The sequence below is a fragment of the Hydrogenophaga intermedia genome (assembly GCF_000723405.1).
In the GTDB taxonomy this organism is placed as follows: Bacteria; Pseudomonadota; Gammaproteobacteria; order Burkholderiales; family Burkholderiaceae_C; genus Hydrogenophaga; species Hydrogenophaga intermedia.
Genome location: NZ_CCAE010000023.1, coordinates 1 through 22,161, shown reverse-complemented (window position 1 = coordinate 22,161; position 22,161 = coordinate 1). Strand labels below are relative to the sequence as shown.

The window sequence follows — 22,161 nt, the reverse complement described above, 5'->3', positions numbered from 1 at the left end:
CGGCGCAGGTCTTCCGTCGCTTGCTACAGTCGCGCCCCATGTCCGCTGCACCCCCTGGCCGGCTGAGCCCGTCCACCATCGCCCTGCTCGTGCTGCCACCGTTGTTCTGGGCCGGCAACGCGGTGGTGGGGCGGTTGATGAACCAGACCGTGCCACCCAGCACGCTCAACTTCCTGCGCTGGACGCTGGCGCTGCTGGTGCTGTTGCCCCTGGCCGCCTGGGTGCTGCGCCCGGGTAGCAGCCTGTGGCCGAACTGGCGGCGCTTCGCGCTGCTGGGCGCGCTGGGCGTGGGCAGCTACAACGCGCTGCAGTACCTGGCGCTGCGCACCTCCACGCCCCTGAACGTGACCCTGGTGGCCGCGAGCATGCCGGTGTGGATGCTGCTGGTGGGCCGCATGCTCTACGGCGTGCCGGTGACGCGCCGCGCGGCCTTTGGCGCCGCGCTCTCGCTGAGCGGTGTGGCGGTGGTGCTGTCGGGCGGCAGTCTGAGCCGCTTGCTGGCCGTGCAATTGGTGCCGGGCGATGGCTGGATCCTGCTGGCCACGCTGGTGTGGTCCTGGTACAGCTGGCTGCTGGTGCGCCCGCCCGAGGGCGGCGATCCGCCCGACATCAAGGGCGACTGGGCCGCCTTCCTGATGGCGCAGGTGGCGCTGGGTCTGGTGTGGTCGGGCGCGCTGGCCGCGGCCGAATGGGTCTACCTGCCGGCGGCCGACCTGCACATCACCTGGGGCTGGCCGCTGGTAGAGGCCCTGGCCTACGTGGCCATCTTTCCCTCGTTGCTCGCCTACCGCTTCTGGGGCGCTGGCGTGGCGCGCGTGGGGCCCGCCGTGGCCAGCTTCTTCACCAACCTCACGCCGCTGTTCGCGGCACTGCTGTCGGCGGCGATGCTGGGCGAGCTGCCACGCCTGCACCACCTCGCGGGCTTCGCGCTCATCGTCGGCGGCATCCTCATCTCGTCGCGCGGCAAGGCCTCAACGTAGGCGGAAGGCCGCCACCGCGTCCACCAGTTGCGCGGCCTGCTGCTTCAGGCTCTGCGAGGCGGCGGCGCTTTCTTCCACCAGCGCCGCGTTCTGCTGCGTCGCCTGGTCCATCTGCGTGACGGCTTCGCCCACCTGCGACACGCCCGAGCTCTGCTCGCGGCTGGCAGCGCTGATCTCGCCCACGATGTCCGTCACGCGGCGGATGCTGGCCACCACTTCGCCCATGGTGCTGCCGGCTTGATCGACCAGGGCCGAGCCCTGTTCCACGCGCTCCACGCTCTGCTGGATCAGCTCCTTGATCTCGCGCGCCGCGCCTGCGCTGCGTTGCGCGAGGTTGCGCACTTCACCCGCCACCACCGCGAAGCCACGGCCCTGCTCGCCCGCGCGCGCCGCTTCCACGGCGGCGTTGAGCGCCAGGATGTTGGTCTGGAACGCGATGCCGTCGATCACGCTGATGATGTCGGCAATGCGGCGCGAGCTGTCGTTGATGCCTTTCATCGTGTCCACCACGCGCGCCACCGCGTCGCCACCCTGCGTGGCCACCGAGGACGCGCTGATGGCCAGTTGGTTGGCCTGCTGTGCGTTGTCGGCGTTGAGCTTCACGGTGGAGCTGAGCTCCTCCATCGACGCCGCCGTCTCCTCCAGCGCCGAGGCCTGCTGCTCGGTGCGGGCCGATAGGTCGTTGTTGCCCTGCGCGATCTGCGAGCTGGCGGCGGCCACGCCCTCGGCGTTGCCCCGCACGCTGCCCACCACCTGGGTCAGCGCGGCCTGCATGCGCGCCATGGCCGTGAGCAGTTGGCCCATCTCGTCGCGCCCGCCCTCGGGCACGGCCTGGCTCAAGTCGCCGGAGGCTACGCGCGCCGCCACCTCGCGCGCCAGTTCGGCCGGGCGGATGATGGAGCGGCCGACCAGCAACGCAAACCCGAGGCCCGCCGCCAGCAGCGCGCCGATGGCGCCCAGCACCACGGCGATCTCGGTGCGGCGCGCCGCGTAACGCTGGCCCAGCGCCGTGTCCAGCTCCCGGGCGGCCATGTCGCTCAGCGCGTACATGCCGTCGATGGCCTGCGTCGTGGCCTTGAAGTAGTCGGCCGGCGCGTACTGCAGCGCCTGCGCCTGCACGATCTGCTCGCGAGCGAGCTGGATCGCGCCTTCGAAAGTGGCGCGCGACTGCGTCAGCGGCGTCTCCAGGCGGGCCTTGATGGCGGCGTCCTGCTCGAAGGACTTCTCCATGCTGATGCCCAACTCGCGCACGCCCACGCGGGCCCGATCGACCAGGCTGGCCACTTCGGCGCGCTCCTCGGGCGAGGCCGTCATGCGCACCAGCAGCGCCGAGCCGCGCGCACGCGCCTGGCCCAGCATTTCGGTGAGGCGCGGCATCTGCTGCAGCGTGCCGATGATGAGAAAGTAGGTGGCTTTTTCCGGGTCCGCGGTCAGGCCGAAGTGGTCGGCCACGCGGTCGTTGAGTTCGATGAAGCCGGCGATCATTTCGGTGTGGCGCGCGAAGCTCTCCGCGGCCGTGACGCCGCGCGCGCCGATGGCTTGCGACAGTGCCTGCCACTGCTGGCTGCCACGCTGCCAGTCGGTACGGATGCGCGCATCGCCGACGTGATTGACCACCAGGGCGTCGAAGGCCTGCATGGCCTTTTGCAGTTCGGCCGCGCGCGCCTGGCGCTGCGGCTCCGCGTCGGCCTTGCCGCCCAGCACGGTGGCCGTCATGCCGCGGTGGATCTGCGCCAGGCGCACCACCTCCAGCAGGGCGCGCGAGGGCGCGAGCCCGGCGCGCTCGGTGGCGATGGTGTTCAGGTCGGCCAGCGCGTTGCGCACGTAGGCCGTGAGCGGCACGGCAACCAGCAGCGCGGCGACGGCACCGAGCAGCATCAGCTTGCGGGCCAGGCGCAGGTTCTGGATGAAGGAGGTCATGGGAGCGTTCGGTCGGGTCGGAGGCAGCGGCCCGCGCGGCGCATCCCGCGTTCGAGCCTGTCTGTCCCGCCTATCGACGGCTCACCCGGCGAATTGAGCGTCTCGCGCCACATTCACCGAAGAGGCGCGCATTTGCTCGAAGCTGGTGCACGATTTGCGCAAAACTGGTGCACGCCTGACCCCCGGCGCGCCCCGCGCCGCCGGCGGTGCCTCAGAACGTGCCCGGGTAAGCGCCGCCGTCGGCCAGCACGTTCTGGCCCGTGATGTAGCCCGCCTGCGCACTGCACAGAAAGGCGCAGATGGCGCCGAACTCGCCCGCCTCGCCGAAGCGCTTGGCGGGCACGTTCTGGCGGCGCCCGTCGGCGATGGCCTCATAGCTCTTGCCCTGCTTCTGCGCCAGGCCACCGAGCGTGGTGCGCAGGCGGTCCGTCTCGAAGGCGCCGGGCAGCAGGTTGTTGATGGTCACGCCGCGCGCGGCGATCTCGCTGCGCGCCAGGCCGGCCACGAAGCCCGTGAGCCCGGTGCGCGCGCCGTTGGACAGGCCCAGCACCTGCAGCGGCGCCTTCACCGCGCCCGAGGTGATGTTCACGATGCGCCCGAAGCCGCGCTCGGCCATGCCGTCCACCGTGGCCTTGATGAGTTCGATGGGCGCGAGCATGTTGGCGTCCAGCGCGGCGATCCAGGTGTCTCGGTCCCACTGGCGGAAGTCGCCCGGCGGCGGGCCGCCCGCGTTGGTGACCACGATGTCGAAGGCCTTGCCCGGCCCGCCCGCCGCGCCGAACACCGTTGCACGGCCTTCGGCGGTGGTGATGTCGGCCGCCACCGGCAGCGCCTGCACGCCCGGGTGCGCGGCGCGGATGGCCTGCGCCGCGGCCTGCAGCGCCTCGGCGCCGCGTGCCACCATCACGACGTTCACGCCCTCGGCCGCCAGCGCCTGCGCGCAGCCCAGCCCCAGGCCCTTGCTGGCGCCACCCACCAGCGCCCATTTGCCTTTGATGCCCAGATCCATGTTCTTCAATCTCCAGTTTTGATGGGGGCGGCCGGCGCCTTCGGGGCGCCGAAGCGCGTCACCAGAAACACGCCCGAGAGCACGAGCACCGTGCCGACGATGATCCAGCCGTTGAACGGCTCACCCAGGATGAACACGCCCATGAGGATGGTCGACATGGGGCCGATCATCCCGGTCTGCGCGGCCAGCCCGGGGCCGATGCGCTCGATGGCCATCATGACCATGAGCACCGGCGCAAAGGTGCACAGCGTGGCGTTGAGCAGCGACAGCCAGATGACCTCGGGCGCAACCTCGGCGGCCGACAGCGGGCGCAGCAGCCCGAACTGCGCAATGCACAGCACGCAGGCCACGGTGGTGGCCAGGCCCACCAGGCGCGTGGAGCCCAGGCGCTTGACGAGCTCGCCGCTGTAGACGAGGTAGATGGCGTAGCTGATGGCGCTGGCAAACACCAGCAAGGCGCCCAGGGCCGCGTTGGGGCCTTGTTCACCCAGTTCGTGCCCGAAGACCAGCAGCACGCCGGCGTAGCTCACGGCCATGGCCACGGCCTGCAGCGCGCTGATGCGGCGGCGGTAGAGCAGCCAGCCCAGCAACAGCACGAGGGTGGGGTTGAGGTAGAGGATGAGGCGCTCGAGGCTGGCGGTGATGTACTCCAGGCCCCAGAAGTCGAGGAAACTGGCGAGGTAGTAGCCGGTGACGCCGAGGCCCATCACGCCGAGCCAGTCGCGCCGGGTGAGGGGTTCGGGTTTTTTCGCGAGGCCGGGGCGGTGGGTGGACCACCAGGTGAGCGCCAGGAACAGCGGCAGCGCGAACAGCATGCGGTACATGATGAGCGTGACCGCGTCGACCCCGTAGCGGTACGCCAGCTTCACGATGATGGCCTTGCCGCTGAAGGCGATGGAGCCGAGGATGGCGAGGGTGAGGCCGGAGGCGAGGTGGGGGTGGGGGTCGCGCGACATGAGCCTGTGATTATCTGTGGCGTTGCATGAGCCGCTTTTGTTGTGGGCTATTGGTGCTTGTGGCGTTTCGCTCGCTGCACCTCGCGGTTGCTCGCGGCCACTGGGTGCGCTGCTCCGCGAATGTCCCCCGGACGGCTGCGCCGTCCTCCTCCTTTATTTCGCTACGCAGCGCACCCAGCGTCCGCGAGCAGAAGGAGCGGTGGCGCTCCGACAGACGAGTGCCAACGAGGTCGGTGGTGATCGGGTGTCCGGCGTAGCGACATAAAGGAGGAGGAGCGGAGCGCGCCAGCGATCCGCTCCGGGGGACAGTCGCGGAGCCGGACACCCGAGCGCCGCCGACCGGACCAGCCGGAGAAAACCCACACCAAACGCAGAAAGAAAAACTACTGCACCGGCGGCGTTGTAGCCAGCACCTCGTCCAGCGTGGTCAAGCCCTCGGCCACCCGCGCCGCCCCCGCCAACCGCAGCGGACGCATCCCATCCGTGACCGCCTGCGCCCGCATCGTCTCCAACTTGGGCTCGCGAATGACCTGGTTCTTGAACGCCTCGGTCACGGTGAGCAGTTCGTACAGCCCCATGCGCCCCCGAAACCCCGTCATCCGGCAATCCACGCAACCCACCGGTTGGTACGGCCGGTAGCTCCCCGTGATCTGCCAGGGCTTCACCAGCTCCGCGAGCTGCTCGCGCGCCTCGGCCGCTTCGTCCTTCTCCACCCGCGTCTTGCAGGCCGCGCACAGCGTGCGCACCAGCCGCTGCGCCAGCACGCCCAGCACCGTCGCGTTGATCAGGTAGGGCGGAATGCCCAGCTCCATCAGCCGCATCACCGCCGAGGGTGCGTCGTTCGTGTGCAGCGTGGAAAACACCAAGTGGCCCGTCAGCGCGGCCTGCACCGCCATCTCCGCGGTGGGGAGGTCACGGATCTCGCCCACCATGATGATGTCCGGGTCTTGCCGCATCAGCGCGCGCAGTCCCTGCGCGAAGTCCAGGTCCAGGTGCGGCTGCACCTGCGTCTGGTTGAAGGCCGGCTCGATCATCTCGATCGGGTCCTCCACCGTGCTCACGTTCACCTCTTCCGTGGCCAGGCGCTTGAGCGTGGCGTACAGCGTGGTCGTCTTGCCCGAGCCCGTGGGGCCGGTGACGAGCACGATGCCGTGCGGGCGGCGCGTGAGGCCTTCCCAGCGCGCGGCGTCGTGCGCGCCGAAGCCCAGCGCTGCCAGGTCCTTCACCGTCGACTCGGGATCGAAGATGCGCATCACCAGCTTTTCGCCGAAGGCCGTGGGCAGCGTGGACAGGCGCATCTCGACCTCGTCCCCCTTGGCGCCGCCGACGCCGGGTTTGAGCGTCTTGATGCGCCCGTCCTGCGGGCGGCGGCGCTCCACCACGTCCATGCGGCCCAGCAGCTTGATGCGCGCCGTCATCGCGTTCATCACGCCCAGCGGCAACTGGTACACCGGGTGCAGCACGCCGTCGATGCGGAAGCGGATCACGCCCTGCTCGCGGCGAGGCTCCAGGTGGATGTCGCTGGCGCGCTGGTCGAAGGCGTATTGCCACAGCCAGTCCACCACCTGCACCACGCCCTGGTCGTTGGCATCGATCTGCTTGTTGCCCTTGCCCAACTCCACCAGTTGCTCGAAGCTCTGGAAGCCGGCGCTGCCGCCGCTCTTCGTCGCGGCGCGCACGGATTTCGCGAGTGCGAAGAACTCGGCCGTGTAGCGCGTGATCTCGGCCGGGCTCGCCAGCACCAGCCGCACGGTCTTGCGGGTCTGGCGCTCCACCTCGCCCACCCAGTCGGTGAGGAAGGGTTCTGCCGTGGCCACCACCACCTCGGCCGGGCCCACCTGCACGGGCAGCACCTTGTGGCGCTCGGCGTAGCCCGCGCTCATCACGTCGGCCACCTTGCCCACCTCCACCTTCAGCGGATCGATGCGCAGATACGTGAGCCCGCAGCGCTGCGCGAGCCATTGCGTCAGCGCCTCGGCGTCGAGCACGTGGCCGTCGGCCGCGCGCGCCATGCCCACCACGGCCAGGCGCTGCAGCGGGTGCTGCGCGCTGTGGGCCGACGAGATGCGCGCCTCGGTGCGGCGCGCCTCGCCCTCGCTGATCACGCTGTCCTCCGTCAGCCAGCGAAGCACGAGCCGCCAGTCGAGCGGGCCGGAGGGCGTGGCGGGCGGTGCGGCGGCGGTGGTGGTCTTCATGGATCAGGCGGCGACGGGTTTGAATAAGCGCATCCACTTCACGGCCGGCAGGCCCCAGCGCTGCTGCACCGCCTCGGCGCGCGCCAGCAGCTCCAGCCGCGAGGGACGCGAGGCGTGGCGCTGTGCCAGCACCACCGTGTTGCCTTCGCGCGTGGGCTTGAAGGCCCACACCGCGTCCTGACCGAAGGCCGCGCACAGGCTCTCCAGCGAGCGCTCGTAGCTCGAGTGGCGGCCGAACAGGTTGACGGTGAGGCAGCCTTCGTCGGTGAGCGCGTGGCGGCAATCGGCGTAGAAATCCGGCGAGTCGAGCACGGGCGCGGCGGCCTCGTGGTCGTACAGGTCCACCTGCAGCGCGTCGTAGCGCCCGAGGTGCTCGGGCCGGCGGATCAGTTCGCCCGCGTCGCCCATCAGCACGCGCAGGCGCGCGCCATCGGGCGGCAGCTTGAACCACTGCCGGCACACCGCCAGCACCTGCGGGTTGATCTCGATCGCGGTGGTGTCCATGCGCAGCCGCTTGTGGCTGAACTTGGTGAGCGCGGCCGAGCCCAGGCCCAGTTGCAGCGCGCTGCGCCGGGACACCGAATCGGGCTCGACGAACAGCAGCCAGGCCATCATGCGCTGCACGTACTCCAGCTCGATGTCGAAGGGCGCGTCCAGCAGCATGGAGCCCTGGATCCATTCGGTGCCCAGGTGCAGGAAACGCACCTCACCGTCTTCGGAGATGTTGACTTCGGGCAGGGGATTCGTGTTTTTCATCGGTGCGCAGCGCTACCTTCTCGTCCGCGGCCAGGCCGCGAGGGAACCATCCACCAACGGGAAGGCAGGAGCATTATGAACACGGAAGTCATCTGGAATTTCATCGTCACCGAGGGGGCCGACTTCGGCCTGAAGGTGCTGGGCGCGATCGCGGCCTGGATCATCGGCCGCTGGCTGATCGGCATCGCGGTGCGACTGATCGGCGTGACCATGGAGCGCGGCGGCAAGATCGACATGACGCTGATCCGCTACCTGAAGTCGATCCTCTCGGTGCTGCTGACCGTGGTGCTGATCATGGCCATCCTGGACATCTTCGGTATCCGCACCACGTCCTTCGCGGCTCTGCTGGCCGGCGCGGGCCTGGCCATCGGCGCGGCCTGGAGCGGCATGCTCGCCAACTTCGCGGCGGGCATCTTCCTGCAGGTGCTGCGGCCCTACAAGGTGGGCGACTTCATCAGCGCGGGCGGCGTCACCGGCACGGTCAAGGAGCTGGGCCTGTTCGCCACCACCATCCTCACGCCCGACAACGTGACCACCATCGTGGGCAACAACAAGGCCTTTGGCGACAACATCCAGAACTACAGCACCGAGGCCTTCCGCCGCGTGGACTGCGTGGCCAAGGTGGCCAATGGCGTGGACGTGGCCGACGCCATGCAGCGCCTGCGCACCGCCGTGGCAGCCATACCCAACGTGAAGGACTCTCCCGCGCCCGACGTGGAGATTCTGCAGTTCACGCCCGAAGGCCCGCTGTTGTGCGTGCGGCCCTACACGCACACCGACCACTACTGGCAGGTCTACTTCGACACCCACAAGGCCATCGTCAGCACCTTCGGCGCGGCGGGCTACCCGGTGCCCGAGACGCCCGTGCTGCACCGCACGGTGGCGGTGGCGGCCTGAACCGCGTCAGACGCCGGCGGCGTCGCGCGCGGCCTGGCGCCGGGCGCGCCACGCGCCGAAGATGGCGATCAGGCCCGGGATGATGATCAACGCCCAGATGATCTTGCTGAGGTTGGCCTGCACCCAGGGCAGGTTGCCGAACAGGTAGCCCGCGCCCACCAGGCCGATCACCCAGATCAGCGCGCCGATCACGTTGTAGGCGGTGAACTTGCTGCGCGTCATCTCCGCCACGCCCGCCACGAAGGGGGCAAAGGTGCGGATGAAGGGCATGAAGCGCGCCAGGATGATGGTGATGCCGCCGTAGCGTTCGTAGAACATGTGCGCCTGGTTGAAAGCGTCCTTGTTGAACAGGCGGGACTTCTCCCACTGGAACACCTTGGGGCCGAAGTAGCGGCCGATGGAGTAATTCGTCTGGTCGCCCAGGACGGCCGCCACCACCAGCAGCGCCATGGCCAGCGGCAGGCTCATCAGCCCCGCGCCGCACAGCGTGCCCACCACGAACAGCAGCGAATCGCCCGGCAGGAAGGGCATGACCACCACGCCCGTCTCGGTGAAGATGATGAGGAACAGCAGGGCGTACACCCACGGGCCGTAGGCCTGAACGAAGGCCTGCAGGTGCTGGTCGACGTGCAGGATGAAGTCGATGAGGAAGGAGATCAGTTCCATGGCGGGGCATTATCAATGCCGCTTCCTACAATGCCGTGATGACCTCCCTGCCCCCACGCCGCCCCATCCGCGAACTGCCGGACGAGCTGATCAGCCAGATCGCCGCGGGCGAGGTGGTGGAGCGGCCCGCCTCGGTGGTGCGCGAGCTGGTGGACAACGCGCTCGACGCGGGCGCGAAGCAGATCACCGTGCGCCTGCTCGGCGGTGGCGTGCGGCTGATCGCGGTGGAGGACGATGGCGTGGGCATTCCCCAGGCCGAGCTGTCGCAGGCGGTGAAGCGCCACGCCACGAGCAAGATCGCCAGCCTGGCCGAGCTCGAATCGGTGGGCACCATGGGTTTTCGCGGCGAGGCGCTGGCCGCCATCGCCTCGGTGGCCGAGATGGGCCTGCTTTCGCGCACCCAGGGCGACGGCCACGCCTGGCAACTGGACGTGCGCAGCGGTGAACTCGCGCCCGGCGCGCGCTCGCCAGGCACCTCGATCGAGGTGCGCGAGCTGTTCTACGCCACGCCCGCGCGGCGCAAGTTCCTCAAGAGCGACAACACCGAACTCGCGCACTGCATCGAGGCCGTGCGCCGCCACGCGCTGGCGCGGCCCGACGTGGGCTTCGCCATCTGGCACGAGGGCAAGCTGTCGGCGCAGTGGCGCGCCGTGCCGCTGCCGGGGCTGGACGGCATCGCGCGGCGCCTGGCCGACGTGCTGGGCGAAGACTTCATCGAACGCGCCGTGCCGCTGATGTGGCCGGCCGATGGGTCTGATGCGCGCGGCCTGCGCGTGAGCGGCTTCGCCGGCATCCCCGACGCGGCGCGTTCGCGCGCCGACCAGCAGTTCGCCTACGTCAACGGCCGCTTCGTGCGCGACAAGGTCATCTCGCACGCGGTGCGCGCGGCCTTCGACGACGTGCTGCACGGCCAGCGCCAGCCGGTGTATGCGCTGTTCGTGGAGATCGCGCCCGAGCGCGTGGACGTGAACGTGCACCCGACCAAGATCGAGGTGCGCTTTCGCGACAGCCGCGAGGTGCACCACGCGGTGCAGAAGGCGGTGGACGCGGCGCTGGCGGTGCCGCGCGCGGGGCAGGCGGCGGAGGCGGGTGCCCAGACGCCCACGCAGGCGGCAACACCCATGGCAGCGCCCGCCTGGACGCCGCCCGTGCGACAGAGCGGTTTCAGCTTCGCGCCGCGCGAGGAAACGGCGGGGCACCGGATCAGCGATGTGGCGGCGCTGTGGGGTGGCGCCCGAGCAGGCGCCCCCACGCCCCTGGGCGACGGCCCCACCTCGCCCGTTCGTGCTGAGTCAGTCGAAGCCCACACCCCCCTCCCCGACGGCGACTGGCCCCTGGGCCGCGCCATCGCCCAATTGCAGGGCATCTACATCCTGGCCGAGAACGCGCAGGGCCTGGTCATCGTGGACATGCACGCGGCGCACGAGCGCATCGTCTACGAACGGCTCAAGCGCCAGCTCGCCGAGCGCGCGCTGGCCAGCCAGCCGCTGCTGATCCCCGCCACCTTCGCGGCCACGCCCGAGGAAACAGCCACCGCGGAGAGCCGTGCCGAGGCACTGGCCGCGCTGGGCCTGGACGTGGCGCCCCTGTCCGCGCGCACCCTGGCGGTGCGCGCCGTGCCCACCACCCTGGCGCAGGGCGACCCGGTGGAACTCGCCCGCAGCGTGCTGGCCGAACTGGCCCAGCACGACGCGAGCCACGTGCTGCAGCGCGCCGAGCACGAGTTGCTGGCCACCATGGCCTGCCACGGCGCGGTGCGCGCCAACCGGCTCCTCACCCTGGACGAGATGAACGCCCTGTTGCGCCAGATGGAAGTAACCGAGCGCAGCGACCAGTGCAACCACGGCCGCCCCACCTGGCGGCAACTGAGCCTGCGCGAGCTCGACGCCCTGTTCCTGCGAGGCCGTTGAGCCCCCGCCCGCGCGGAGCGGGCGGCGTGAAAAAGTCGGCGCCATCGGCCCGGCATCGCACTTGCTTGCCTGGGATTTACCCCAGCGACATGAACTTTTCCGGTGCAAGCGGCCTCACTATCCCGGTCCATGACCCGACTCTTGCTCATCCTCGCCACCGCCCTGGCCCTGCTGGCCGGGTGCGCCACATTGGACGAGAAGCAGCGCGTCTGGATCTTCCAGCCCTCCGACCGCGCCTGGAGCGGCGGTGTATACGCCGCCGAGTCCATGGAGGACGTGTGGATCGACTTCCACTCGGCGCAAGACGATGAGGACGTGCGCCTGCACGGCCTGTGGGCGCAGCACGAGAACTTCGCCGCCAATCCCAAGGCGCCGGTGCTGCTCTACCTGCACGGCGCGCGCTGGAACGTCACCGGCTCGGCCTTTCGCATGCGCCGCATGGAAGAGCTGGGCTTCTCGGTGCTGGGCATCGACTACCGCGGCTTCGGCCAGAGCACCAACCGCCTGCCCTCCGAACGCACGGCCGCCGAGGACGCGCGCGCCGCCTGGGACTGGCTGGCCCAGCGCTACCCCGACCGGCCCCGGTACATCTTCGGCCACTCGCTGGGCGGCGCCATCGCCATCGAACTCGCCACCCACGTGAGCGATGAAAAGGGCACCCTGGTGGAAGGCACCTTCACCTCCATCCCCGACGTGGTGAGCACCTTCAAGTGGGGCTGGCTGCCGGTGTCGCTGCTCATCACGCAGCGCTTCGAGTCCATCAAGCGCGTGCCCGACATCGGCTCGCCCCTGCTGGTGGTGCACGGCACCGACGACAAGCTCATCCTCCCCGAGCTGGGCCAACGCCTCTATGAGGCCGCGCGCGAGCCCAAGGCGCTGGTGATGGTGGAAGGCGGCTCACACCACAACACCAACTCGGTGGGCCAGGCGCAGTACCGCGCGGCCCTGGCCGATCTCTTCGGCCTGGACGACACGATCCGCGTCGTCGAGCGCTGATTCACCCCCCGGGGGTACCGGGAAAACCCGCAAGGCATCTGCTACCCTCAGCCGGATGTCCGCCCCCTCCTCCGCCATGTCGCCGGGCCTGGTCGTGCTCGTGCTCACGCTGCTGCTGGGCATCCAACCCGTCACCACCGACCTCTACCTCCCCGCCCTGCCCACGCTCACGCAGGGCTTCGGCGGCAGCGTCGCGCAAGCGCAGTTCACGCTCACCGCGCTGCTGCTGGCTTTCGGCGTATCGCAACTGGTGTGGGGGCCGCTGTCCGATCGTTTCGGGCGCCGCCCCATCCTCATCGGCGGCATGGTGCTCTACATGCTGGCCACCACCGGCGGCGCCTTCTCGCAGTCCATGGAACAGCTCATCGCCTGGCGCACGCTGCAGGGCGTGGCCATGGGCGCGGCCGTGATGTGCGCGCGCGCCATCGTGCGCGACCTGTATGCCCCTGCCGAGGGCGCACGCATGATGAGCAAGGGCCTCACCGGCCTGGGCGTCATCGCCTGCGTGAGCGCGCCGCTGGGCGGCGTGCTGTCCGACCACTTCGGCTGGCGCGTGGCCCTGCTCGCGCTCTCGGTGTTCGGCGCGGGCACGCTGGTGGTGCTGGTGACGCGCTTTCAGGAAACCGTGCCCCGCCTCAACCCCGACGCGCTGCGCCCGGGGCCCCTGCTGCGCAACTGGTCCACCATCGCGCGCAACCCCACCTTCTGGGCCTGGACGCTGCTGGCCACCGGCTCCTACGCGGGCCTGTTCAGCTACCTCGCGTCCTCCTCCTTCGTGCTCATCGGTGTGCTGGGTCTCAGCAAGACGCAGTACGGCATCGTCATGTTCACCATGTCGCTGGTCTACATCGTGGGCACCTTCATCTGCCGCCGTCTGCTGGTGCGCCTGGGTGTGCGCCGCACGGTGGGCCTGGCGGCTTGCGTCACGCTCACCGGCGGCACGCTCGTTGGCGTGCTGCCCCTGTTGGGGGTGCAAAACCTCTGGAGCGTGCTGCTGCCCTTCTACCTCTTCATGCTGGCCCACGGCGTGCACCAGCCCTGCGGGCAGAGCGGCGCGGTGGCGCCCTTTCCGCAGGCGGCGGGCGCGGCCTCGGCGCTGGCCGGCTTCATCATGATGGTGGTGGCCTTCGGCATCGGCGGCTGGCTGGGCCTTGCGCTGGCCGACCCCGCGCTGGGCGCCGGCACCGTGCGCCCGCTCACCGACAGCGTGTGGTTCTGGTGCGTGGTCATCTCCACCACGGCCTGGACGCTGGTGCAGCGCCACGGCGAGCCGCACACGCCGCCGACCCGGGTCGCGACCACGTGAACAGACCAGCGCCGCGCAGCATCGCCCTGGCCGGCCCCACGGCCAGCGGCAAGACGGCGGCGGCCCTGGCCATCGCCGCGCGCTGGCCGGTGGAGGTCATCAGCGTCGACTCGGCCCTGGTCTACCGGGGCATGGACATCGGCACCGCCAAGCCCACGGCGGCCGAGCTCGCCGCCGTGCCGCACCACCTGATCGACATCCGCGACCCCGCGCAGGCCTACAGCGCGGCCGACTTCGCGCGCGACGCCACGCGCCTCATCGACGAGATCGCCGCGCGCGGGCGCACCGCGCTGCTGGTGGGCGGCACCATGCTCTATTTCAAGGCCCTGCTCGACGGGTTGGACGATCTGCCCGCCGCCGACCCCGCCGTGCGCACACAACTCGACGCGCGCGCCCGCGCCGAGGGCTGGCCCGCGCTGCACGCCGAGCTGCAGCGCGTGGACCCCGTCACCGCCGCGCGCCTGTTCCCCAACGATGCGCAGCGCATCCAGCGCGCGCTGGAGGTGTTCCAGGTCTCGGGCCGCCCGCTCTCCAGCTTCCACTCGGGCCGCGAGCGAGACCGCGATGGCCCGCTCGACGAGGCCCATCTCATCTCGCTTGAACCGAGCGACCGCGCCTGGCTGCACGCGCGCATCGCCGAGCGCTTCGACGCCATGCTCGACGCCGGCCTGCTCGACGAGGTGCGCGCCCTGCGCGCGCGTGGCGACCTGCACGCCGATCTGCCGTCCATGCGCTGCGTGGGCTACCGCCAGGCCTGGGCCGCGCTCGACGCCCACCCCGTGCCCGACGCCGCCGCGCTCGCCGAGTTGCGCGACCGCGGCGTCTTCGCCACGCGCCAGCTCGCCAAGCGCCAGCTCACCTGGTTGCGCTCCATGCCGAAGCGCGCGGTGGTGCCGGCCGATGCGCCTGACGCGCTGGAGCAGGTGCTCGCGCGCGCACGGACTTGGCTCGAGGTTTCCGCATGAGCCTCGTCACCGAGAACCTCGGCAAGCTCTACGGCGACACGCCCGTGTTCCGCCACGTGGACCTGCGCGTGGAGCCCGGCGAGTTCATCGCCATCGTCGGTGAGTCCGGCGTGGGCAAGTCCACCCTGCTCAACTGCCTGGCCGCGCTGGACGACTGGAGCGAGGGCCGCGTGCTGCACAACGGCACCGACCTCGGCACGCTCGACGAAGCGCAGCGCGCGCACTGGCGCCGCGCGAACCTGGGCTTCGTGTTCCAGGCCTTCCACGTGCTGCCGCACCTGGACGTGGCGCAGAACATCGGCCTGCCCCTGCTGCTGCTCAACCGCCCCGACCCCGCGCACGTGCGCGCCTTGATGGACGCGGTGGGACTCGAAGGCCTGGGCGCGCGGCTGCCCGCGCAACTCTCCGGCGGGCAATTGCAGCGCGTGGCCATCGCGCGCGCCCTGGTGCACCGGCCCGCCATCGTGCTAGCCGACGAGCCCACCGGCAACCTGGACCCTGCCACCGCCACGCGTGTGATGGACCTGCTCTGCGCGCAGACCCGCGAGCACGGCGCCTCGCTGGTGCTGGTGACGCACGCCGACGCCGCCGCGCGCCGCGCCGACCGCGTGCTGCGGCTCACGGCCGATGGCCTGCGGGCCGACCCCGCGCCGACTTGACGGAACCCGCGCGGTGCGACACGGTCGCACCCTGAGCAAGGACCCTGCGTCGCGAACCAAAGGTAACCCGTTGGTAACTTTATTTCACTATCATCGGACCACTTCGTAACTCATGAAGCCCCGAGAAAGAACGATGGAGACCAGCACCCCAACCGACGCGCCCCTGGACCTCGTCATCTTCGGCGGCGCGGGCGATCTCTCCCTGCGCAAGCTGCTGCCCGCGCTGTACATGGCGCACCTGCACAAGACCCTGCCGGACGACACGCGCATCGTCGCGCTCGGCCGCCACGCCTGGGACCGCGCGGCCTTCACCGCCTTCATCGACGACAAGGTGCGCGGCTTCATCGCCAGCGACGCGCTTGACGCGCTGGCCTGGCAGGGCTTCGTGCAGCGGCTGGTCTACGTCTCGCTCGACGCCACGCGCGCCGAGGACTTCGCCGCCCTGGGCCAAGCCCTGCGCGCCAACGTGGACCGCGTCTACTACCTCGCCACCGCGCCCACGCTGTTCACCACCATCTGCGCCCACCTGCACGGCGCCGGCCTGGTCGATCCGCGCTCGCGCGTGGTGCTGGAAAAACCCCTGGGCCACGACCTCGCCTCCGCGCGCGCCATCAACGACGAGGTGGCGAAGTACTTCAGCGAATCGCAGACCTTCCGCATCGACCACTACCTGGGCAAGGAGACGGTGCAGAACCTCATGGTGCTGCGCTTCGGCAACGCCATCTTCGAGCCGCTGTGGCGCAGCCCCAGCATCAAGAGCGTGCAGATCACGGTGGCCGAATCCGTGGGCGTGGGCAGCCGCGCGGGCTTCTACGACGGCACCGGCGCGCTGCGCGACATGGTGCAGAACCACCTGCTGCAACTGCTGTGCATCGTGGCGATGGAGCCGCCCGTCTCGCTCGACCCCGACGCCGTGCGCGACGAAAAACTCAAGGTGCTGCGTTCGCTGCGGCCCATGACGGTGGCCGACGTGGCGCGCGACACCGTGCGCGGCCAGTACACCGCCGGCAACGTGGGCGGCGAGCGCGCCGTGGGCTACCTGCAGGAAGACAACGTGCCCGCCGGCAGCGACACCGAGACCTTCGTCGCCCTGCGCGCGCACATCAACAACTGGCGCTGGGCCAACGTGCCCATCTTCCTGCGCACCGGCAAGCGCCTGGCCGAGCGGCGCAGCGAAATCGTCGTGGAGTTCGCGCCCCTGCCCTACTCGCTGTTCCCGGACGCGCCGCGCCAGCCCGTCAACCGCCTGCTGATCCGCCTGCAGCCCGAGGAACACGTGCAGCTGCAGATGATGGCCAAGCAACCCGGCAGCGGCATGAAGCTGCGCCCCGTCGCGCTCGACCTGGACCTGCAGTCCGCCCTGGCGGGCCGCCGCGCCGAGGCCTACGAGCGCCTGCTCATCGACGTCATCAAGGGCCGGCTCACGCACTTCATGCGGCGCGACGAGCTGGAGGCCGCCTGGACCTGGGTCGAGCCCATCATCGACGGCTGGAAGTCCCTGGGCGAGAAGCCGCGCGCGTACGCGGCCGGCAGTTGGGGCCCGGCCGCGTCCTCGGCACTGATGGCGCGCGAAGACTCCACCTGGTCGGAAGAAAACTGATCGCATGAACCAGCACCCCTGCAACACGCCCGCCGAACTCGCGCAGCGCCTGGCCGCGTGGATCGGCCTTCGCCTGCACCAGGCGATCGACGGGCGTGGCCACGCGGTGCTGGCGGTCTCGGGCGGCAAGTCGCCGGTGCCGCTGTTCGAGGCCTTGCGCGCGCAGCCGCTGGAGTGGTCGCGCGTGAGCATCACCCTGGTGGACGAGCGCTGTGTGCCGCACGACCACCCCGACAGCAACACCGCCCTGGTGCGCACGCACCTGCTGCAGGGCCCGGCCTCGGCCGCCACCTTCGTGCCCTGGTTCGACGAACTGCCCGACACGCTGGACGACGCGGCCTTGCAAACCCTCGCCGACGCCGCCGGCCAACGGCTGGCGACCCAGCCCTGGCCCTGGGACCTCGCCATCCTCGGCATGGGCGAAGACGGCCACACCGCCTCGCTGTTTCCCCACGCGCCCGGCCTCACGCAGGCCCTGCACGCCAGCGGCCCCGTGGCCTGGACGCGCCCGCTCAACGCGCCCCATGCGCGCCTCACCATGACCCTTCCCGCGCTGCTGGCCACGCGGGAACTGGTCTTGCCCCTCATCGGCCCCGCCAAGCTGCGCGTGTACCAGCAGGCCCGGCTGTCCGAAGACGACACGCTGCCGATCTCGTTGGTCCTTCACCAGCACACGACGCCCGTGCAGGTGTGGCTCGCCTGATCGCCCCACGACCATGAACAAGACCCCACCCAACCCCATCCTCGAGCGCGTCACGCGCCGCATCACCGAACGCAGCGCGCCCACGCGCGCCGCCTACCTGGAACACATGGCCGCACAGCGCACGCGCGGCACGCAGCGCGCCGGCCTGGGCTGCGCCAACATGGCTCACACCACGGCCGCGCTGCCCGCCGAGGACAAGCTGCGCATCCACGCCGAGCGCGCGCCGCACGTGGGCATCGTCACATCGTACAACGACATGCTGTCCGCCCACCAGCCTTTCGAGGCCTACCCCAGCCTCATCCGCTGGCACGCGCAGCAGGTGGGCGCCACCGCGCAGGTGGCCGGCGGTGTGCCCGCCATGTGCGACGGCATCACCCAGGGCGAGGCCGGCATGGAGCTCTCGCTCTTCTCGCGCGACACCATCGCCCTGGCCACGGCCGTGGCGCTCTCGCACAACGTGTTCGACGCCGCGCTCATGCTGGGCGTGTGCGACAAGATCGTGCCCGGCCTGTTCATGGGCGCGCTGCAGTTCGGCCACCTGGCCACGGTGTTCGTGCCGGCCGGGCCCATGACCTCGGGCCTGTCGAACGAGGACAAGGCCAAGGTGCGCCAGCAGTACGCGCAAGGCCTGGTGGGGCGCGAGGCGCTGCTCGAATCGGAAGCGCGCGCGTACCACAGCCCCGGCACCTGCACCTTCTACGGCACCGCCAACAGCAACCAGATGCTCATGGAGATCATGGGCCTGCACCTGCCGGGCAGCTCCTTCGTGAACCCGGGCACGCCGCTGCGAGAGGCGCTCACCAAGGCCGCCGTGGAGCGCGCCGTGGCCAACAGCGGGCGCACCGGCCAGCCCTACCTGCCGCTGTGGCAGATCGTGGACGAGAAGGCCATCGTCAACGGCATCGTGGGCCTGCTGGCCACGGGCGGCTCCACCAACCACACCCTGCACCTGGTGGCCATGGCGCGCGCGGCCGGCGTCCTCATCGACTGGGACGACTTCGCCGAACTCTCCGCCGTGGTGCCGCTGCTGGCGCGCGTGTACCCCAACGGCAGCGCCGACGTGAACCACTTCCACGCGGCCGGCGGCCTGGGCGTGCTGATGCGCGAGCTGCGCGGTGCCGGCCTGCTGCACGCCGACGTGCACACCGTGATGGGCCCTGGCCTGGACGCCTATGGCCTGGAACCCTGGCTGGACGGCGAGCGCCTGGCCTGGCGCCCCGTGCCCGAGCGCAGCGCCGACCTGAACGTGCTGCGCCCCGCCAGCGACCCCTTCAGCGCCGACGGCGGCCTGCGCCTGCTCACCGGCAACCTGGGCCGCAGCGTCATCAAGGTGTCGGCCGTGAAGCCCGAACACCGCGTGGTGCGCGCGCCCGCCGTGGTGGTGCACGACCAACTGGAGCTGCTGGCCAAATTCAAGGCCGGCGAGCTGGAGAAGGACTTCGTGGCCGTGGTGCGCTACCAGGGCCCGCGCGCCAATGGCATGCCCGAGCTGCACAAGCTCACGCCGCCGCTGGCCGTGCTGCAGGACAAGGGCTTCAAGGTCGCGCTCGTCACCGACGGCCGCATGTCCGGCGCCTCGGGCAAGGTGCCCGCGGCCATCCACCTCACGCCCGAGGCCCTGGCCGGCGGCCCGATCGCGCGTGTGCGCGATGGCGACATGATCACGCTGGACGCCGAGCGCGGCCTGCTCAAGGTGGACGTGGACGAGGCCACGCTGGCCGCGCGCGCGCTGCCCGAGCCCGACCTGTCGCACAACACGCACGGCACCGGCCGCGAGCTCTTCGGCCTGTTCCGCGCCAATGTCAGCGGCGCCGAGCAGGGTGCGTCCCCACTGTTTGCCTGATACCGCCATCTGCTTCATCGCCATGCAAGACCAACACCTCAGCCACCCCGCCTTCACCTCGCGCGTCGTGCCCGTCATCGTGCTGGCCGACGCGAAGCAGGCCGTGCCCCTCGCGCACGCCCTGCTCGAAGGCGGCATCGACGTCATGGAAATCACCCTGCGATCCGACGTCGCGCTCGACGCCATCGAAGCCGTGGCCAAGGCCGTGCCCGAGATGCACCTGGGCGCCGGCACCGTCACCCGCGCCAGCGACGTGCCGCGCGTCATCGACGCCGGCGCGCGCTTCGCGCTCTCGCCCGGCTGCACCGACGCGCTGGTGGACGCCATGCGCGCCACCGGCCTGCCCTTCATTCCGGGCGTGATGACGCCGGGCGAGGTGATGCGCGCGCGCGACCAGGGCTTCACGCTGATGAAGCTCTTCCCCGCGCAGCAGGCCGGCGGCCTGGGCATGCTCAAGGCCCTGGGCGCGCCCATTCCCGATGTGCGCTTCTGCCCCACCGGCGGCGTGAGCCCGGAGAACCTGCGCGACTTCCTCGCCCTGCCCAACGTCGCCATGGCCGGCGGCTCCTGGCTCACCCCGGCCGACGCGCTGCGCGACGGCGACTGGGCGCGTGTCACGAAGCTGGCACGCGAGGCCACCACCATCGCGAACACGAATTGACATGAGCTTGCCCACCGCCCTGCCCGCCTGGCACAGCCTCGACCGGCTCGCCACCCAAGCCCAGCCGCACCTGCGCGAACTGCTCGCCGAACCCGGCCGCGCCGAGCGCCTGACCTGGTCCACCGCCGGCCTCACGCTGGACGCGAGCCGCCAGCGCCTCACGCCCGCCATCGAGCAAGCCCTGCTCGAACTCGCCGCGCAAAGCGGCCTGGCCGATCGGCGCGAGGCCATGTTCCGCGGCGACGCCATCAACACCACCGAAGACCGCCCCGTGTTGCACGTGGCGCTGCGCGGCGGCGAATCCGGCGGCCCCTGGGGCAACCAGATCCACGCCCAGGTGCAGCGCGAGCTCGACCGCGTGTGCCGCTTCGCCGAAGAGGTGCGCGCCGGCACCGCGCGCGGCCACGCCAACGACGCCTTCACCGACGTCGTCAACATCGGCATCGGCGGCTCCGACCTGGGCCCGCGCATGGCGGCCGACGCGCTGGCCCACCTGGCCAGCGACGCGGTGCGCGTGCACTACGTCTCCAACCCCGACGCCTGGGCGCTGTGGAGCGTGCTGCGCGGGCTCGACGCCAGGCGCACCCTGTTCATCGTCTCCAGCAAGACCTTCACCACGCAGGAAACGCTGACCAACGCCGCCAGCGCGCGCCACTGGCTGGCCGACAACGGCGTGCCCGCCGACGCGATCGCGAAGCACCTCGTGGCCATCACCGCCACGCCGGCCAAGTCCGCCGAGCTGGGCTACGACCCCGAACGCACCTTCCTCTTCTGGGACTGGGTGGGCGGGCGCTATTCGCTGTGGTCCTCGCTGGGCCTGCCGCTGGCCATCGGCATCGGCGCGGCGGCCTTCCGGCAACTGCTCGCGGGCGGGCGGGCCATGGACGAGCACTTCCAACACGCGCCGCTGGCCGAGAACCTGCCCGTGCGCCTGGCCCTGCACGGCGTGTGGAACCGCAACTTCCTGCGCATGCCCACGCAACTCATCGCGAGCTACGCCTCTCGCCTGGTGCGCTTCGTGCCCTTCGTGCAGCAGATGGACATGGAGTCCAACGGCAAGCGCATGCAACTCGATGGCACTGAGGCGGCGGTGGACACCGGCCCCATCGTCTGGGGCGGCCTGGGCATCGACGGGCAGCACGCCTACTTCCAGCTCGTGCACCAGGGCCGGCACGCGCTGCCGGTGGACTTCATCGGCGTGCAGAGCGAGGACACACCGCTGCCGCTGGCCGGCGCGCACCACGCGGTGGTCAACCTGAACCTGCGCGCCCAGGCCCAGGCCATGGCCCTGGGCCGCACGCTGCAAGAGACCGAGGCGCAGTTGCTGCAGGACGGCGCCGACGCCGAAACCGCGCACGCCCTGGCGCCGCACCGCCAGTTCCCCGGCGACATCCCCAGCCACATCCTCTGGCTCGACCGGCTCGACCCTGAGCGCCTGGGCGCGCTCATCGCGCTGTACGAGCACAAGGTGTTCTGCCAGGCCGCCATCTGGAACATCAACGCCTTCGACCAATGGGGCGTGGAGCTGGGCAAGACCATGGCCAAGGCCCTGGAGCGCGCGGGAGGCTGAGGCGGCGCCACCGAGCCCGTCACGATCGGTGACGGGCCTTGTCCGGCGCGCGGGTCGGACCCCTCCTACAAGCGCCAGGCCAGGCCCTGCCTAGCATGGGTGAACGCACCAGGGCCTGGCCCGGGTGCGCACAGGAGAACCCCCCATGAGCCTTTCCAACGTTTCCTTCACCCGCCACTGCCTGGCCGCCGCGGCCATCGCGCTCACGCTGCCCGCGTGGGCCCAGGGCACGGCCAAGACCTCGACCGACAGCCGCTACCAACAGGAACGCGCCGCCTGCGCGGCCATGAGCAGCCCCGAGGCGCGCACCAACTGCCTGCGCGACGTGGGCGCCGCGCGACAACAGGCACAACGCCAGCCACGCGCGCCCGTCTCGCAGGCGGAACTTCAGCGCAACGCCCTGCAGCGCTGCCAGGTGCACACCATCGCCGAAGACCGCGAGGTCTGCGAACGCATGGTGCGCGGCGAGGGCGATGTCTCGGGCTCGGTGAGCGGCGGCGGCCAGATCCGGTCCATCGAAACCACCGTGTTCCCGCCGGCCCCGCCCCCGGCCCCCGCCGTGGCGGTCG

At 70.7% G+C, this 22,161-nt stretch carries 19 protein-coding genes; 13 read left to right on the top strand and 6 right to left on the bottom strand.

Features of this window, described 5'->3' with window-relative positions; genetic code table 11:
* Positions 1-38 precede the first annotated feature (38 nt).
* Complete coding sequence (locus tag BN948_RS14140) at positions 39-980, top strand: DMT family transporter (RefSeq protein WP_009516812.1); 942 nt, start codon at positions 39-41, stop codon at positions 978-980.
* On the opposite strand, the gene BN948_RS27490 is transcribed toward BN948_RS14140, so the two are convergent.
* From BN948_RS27490 to BN948_RS14115, 5 genes are all read right to left on the bottom strand, one after another.
* The gene (locus BN948_RS27490; protein WP_009516811.1) at positions 972-2,900 is read right to left on the bottom strand and encodes a methyl-accepting chemotaxis protein; all 1,929 of its coding nucleotides are present in this window, start codon (positions 2,898-2,900) and stop codon (positions 972-974) included. The genes BN948_RS14140 and BN948_RS27490 overlap by 9 nt on opposite strands.
* A gap of 211 nt (positions 2,901-3,111) precedes the next feature.
* The gene (locus BN948_RS14130; RefSeq protein ID WP_009516810.1) at positions 3,112-3,909 is read right to left on the bottom strand and encodes an SDR family oxidoreductase; all 798 of its coding nucleotides are present in this window, start codon (positions 3,907-3,909) and stop codon (positions 3,112-3,114) included.
* Positions 3,910-3,914: 5 nt separating this feature from the next.
* Positions 3,915-4,865, bottom strand: coding sequence for a DMT family transporter (locus tag BN948_RS14125; RefSeq protein ID WP_009516809.1), 951 nt, complete (start codon positions 4,863-4,865; stop codon positions 3,915-3,917).
* Positions 4,866-5,248: 383 nt separating this feature from the next.
* Positions 5,249-7,060, bottom strand: coding sequence for a type IV pilus assembly ATPase TfpB (gene tfpB, locus BN948_RS14120; protein ID WP_009518155.1), 1,812 nt, complete (start codon positions 7,058-7,060; stop codon positions 5,249-5,251).
* Between the two features lie 3 nt (positions 7,061-7,063).
* Positions 7,064-7,816 (bottom strand): class I SAM-dependent methyltransferase, encoded by a 753-nt coding sequence (locus BN948_RS14115; RefSeq protein ID WP_009518156.1) that lies wholly within the window; start codon positions 7,814-7,816, stop codon positions 7,064-7,066.
* Between the two features lie 75 nt (positions 7,817-7,891).
* On the opposite strand from BN948_RS14115, the gene BN948_RS14110 reads away from it, so the two are divergent.
* The gene (locus BN948_RS14110) at positions 7,892-8,713 is read left to right on the top strand and encodes a mechanosensitive ion channel family protein (protein ID WP_009518157.1); all 822 of its coding nucleotides are present in this window, start codon (positions 7,892-7,894) and stop codon (positions 8,711-8,713) included.
* A gap of 6 nt (positions 8,714-8,719) precedes the next feature.
* Here BN948_RS14110 and BN948_RS14105 read toward each other — a convergent pair whose 3' ends face one another.
* On the bottom strand, positions 8,720-9,379 hold the full coding sequence (locus BN948_RS14105; RefSeq protein WP_009518158.1) for a DedA family protein: 660 nt from the start codon (positions 9,377-9,379) through the stop codon (positions 8,720-8,722).
* Positions 9,380-9,417: 38 nt separating this feature from the next.
* Between BN948_RS14105 and mutL the strand changes: the two genes are divergently transcribed.
* The 11 genes from mutL to BN948_RS25715 form a co-directional block, all read left to right on the top strand.
* Entirely contained in the window at positions 9,418-11,289 is a 1,872-nt protein-coding gene (gene mutL, locus BN948_RS14100) for a DNA mismatch repair endonuclease MutL (RefSeq protein WP_035622231.1), read from the top strand.
* Positions 11,290-11,418: 129 nt separating this feature from the next.
* A complete protein-coding gene (locus BN948_RS14095) occupies positions 11,419-12,285 on the top strand; it encodes an alpha/beta hydrolase (protein ID WP_009518160.1) in 867 nt (288 codons plus the stop codon).
* Positions 12,286-12,340: 55 nt separating this feature from the next.
* The gene (locus BN948_RS14090) at positions 12,341-13,591 is read left to right on the top strand and encodes a multidrug effflux MFS transporter (RefSeq protein ID WP_009518161.1); all 1,251 of its coding nucleotides are present in this window, start codon (positions 12,341-12,343) and stop codon (positions 13,589-13,591) included.
* Entirely contained in the window at positions 13,588-14,556 is a 969-nt protein-coding gene (gene miaA / locus BN948_RS14085; RefSeq protein WP_009518162.1) for a tRNA (adenosine(37)-N6)-dimethylallyltransferase MiaA, read from the top strand. Before BN948_RS14090 ends, miaA begins: the two co-directional genes overlap by 4 nt.
* A complete protein-coding gene (locus tag BN948_RS14080; protein ID WP_009518164.1) occupies positions 14,553-15,215 on the top strand; it encodes an ABC transporter ATP-binding protein in 663 nt (220 codons plus the stop codon). Before miaA ends, BN948_RS14080 begins: the two co-directional genes overlap by 4 nt.
* Before the next feature lie 133 nt (positions 15,216-15,348).
* The gene (zwf, locus tag BN948_RS14075) at positions 15,349-16,815 is read left to right on the top strand and encodes a glucose-6-phosphate dehydrogenase (RefSeq protein ID WP_009518165.1); all 1,467 of its coding nucleotides are present in this window, start codon (positions 15,349-15,351) and stop codon (positions 16,813-16,815) included.
* A gap of 4 nt (positions 16,816-16,819) precedes the next feature.
* A complete protein-coding gene (pgl, locus tag BN948_RS14070; RefSeq protein ID WP_009518166.1) occupies positions 16,820-17,518 on the top strand; it encodes a 6-phosphogluconolactonase in 699 nt (232 codons plus the stop codon).
* 13 nt (positions 17,519-17,531) lie between these two features.
* Positions 17,532-19,361, top strand: coding sequence for a phosphogluconate dehydratase (edd, locus tag BN948_RS14065; RefSeq protein ID WP_009518167.1), 1,830 nt, complete (start codon positions 17,532-17,534; stop codon positions 19,359-19,361).
* A 22-nt stretch (positions 19,362-19,383) separates the two neighbouring features.
* Positions 19,384-20,022 carry a bifunctional 4-hydroxy-2-oxoglutarate aldolase/2-dehydro-3-deoxy-phosphogluconate aldolase gene (eda, locus tag BN948_RS14060; protein WP_009518168.1) on the top strand — a complete coding sequence of 213 codons (639 nt, stop codon included), beginning with the start codon at positions 19,384-19,386 and terminating at the stop codon, positions 20,020-20,022.
* A gap of 1 nt (position 20,023) precedes the next feature.
* The gene (gene pgi / locus BN948_RS14055; protein WP_009518169.1) at positions 20,024-21,592 is read left to right on the top strand and encodes a glucose-6-phosphate isomerase; all 1,569 of its coding nucleotides are present in this window, start codon (positions 20,024-20,026) and stop codon (positions 21,590-21,592) included.
* 145 nt (positions 21,593-21,737) lie between these two features.
* On the top strand, positions 21,738-22,161 hold a 424-nt coding region (locus BN948_RS25715), incomplete at its 3' end, for a hypothetical protein (RefSeq protein ID WP_051756140.1).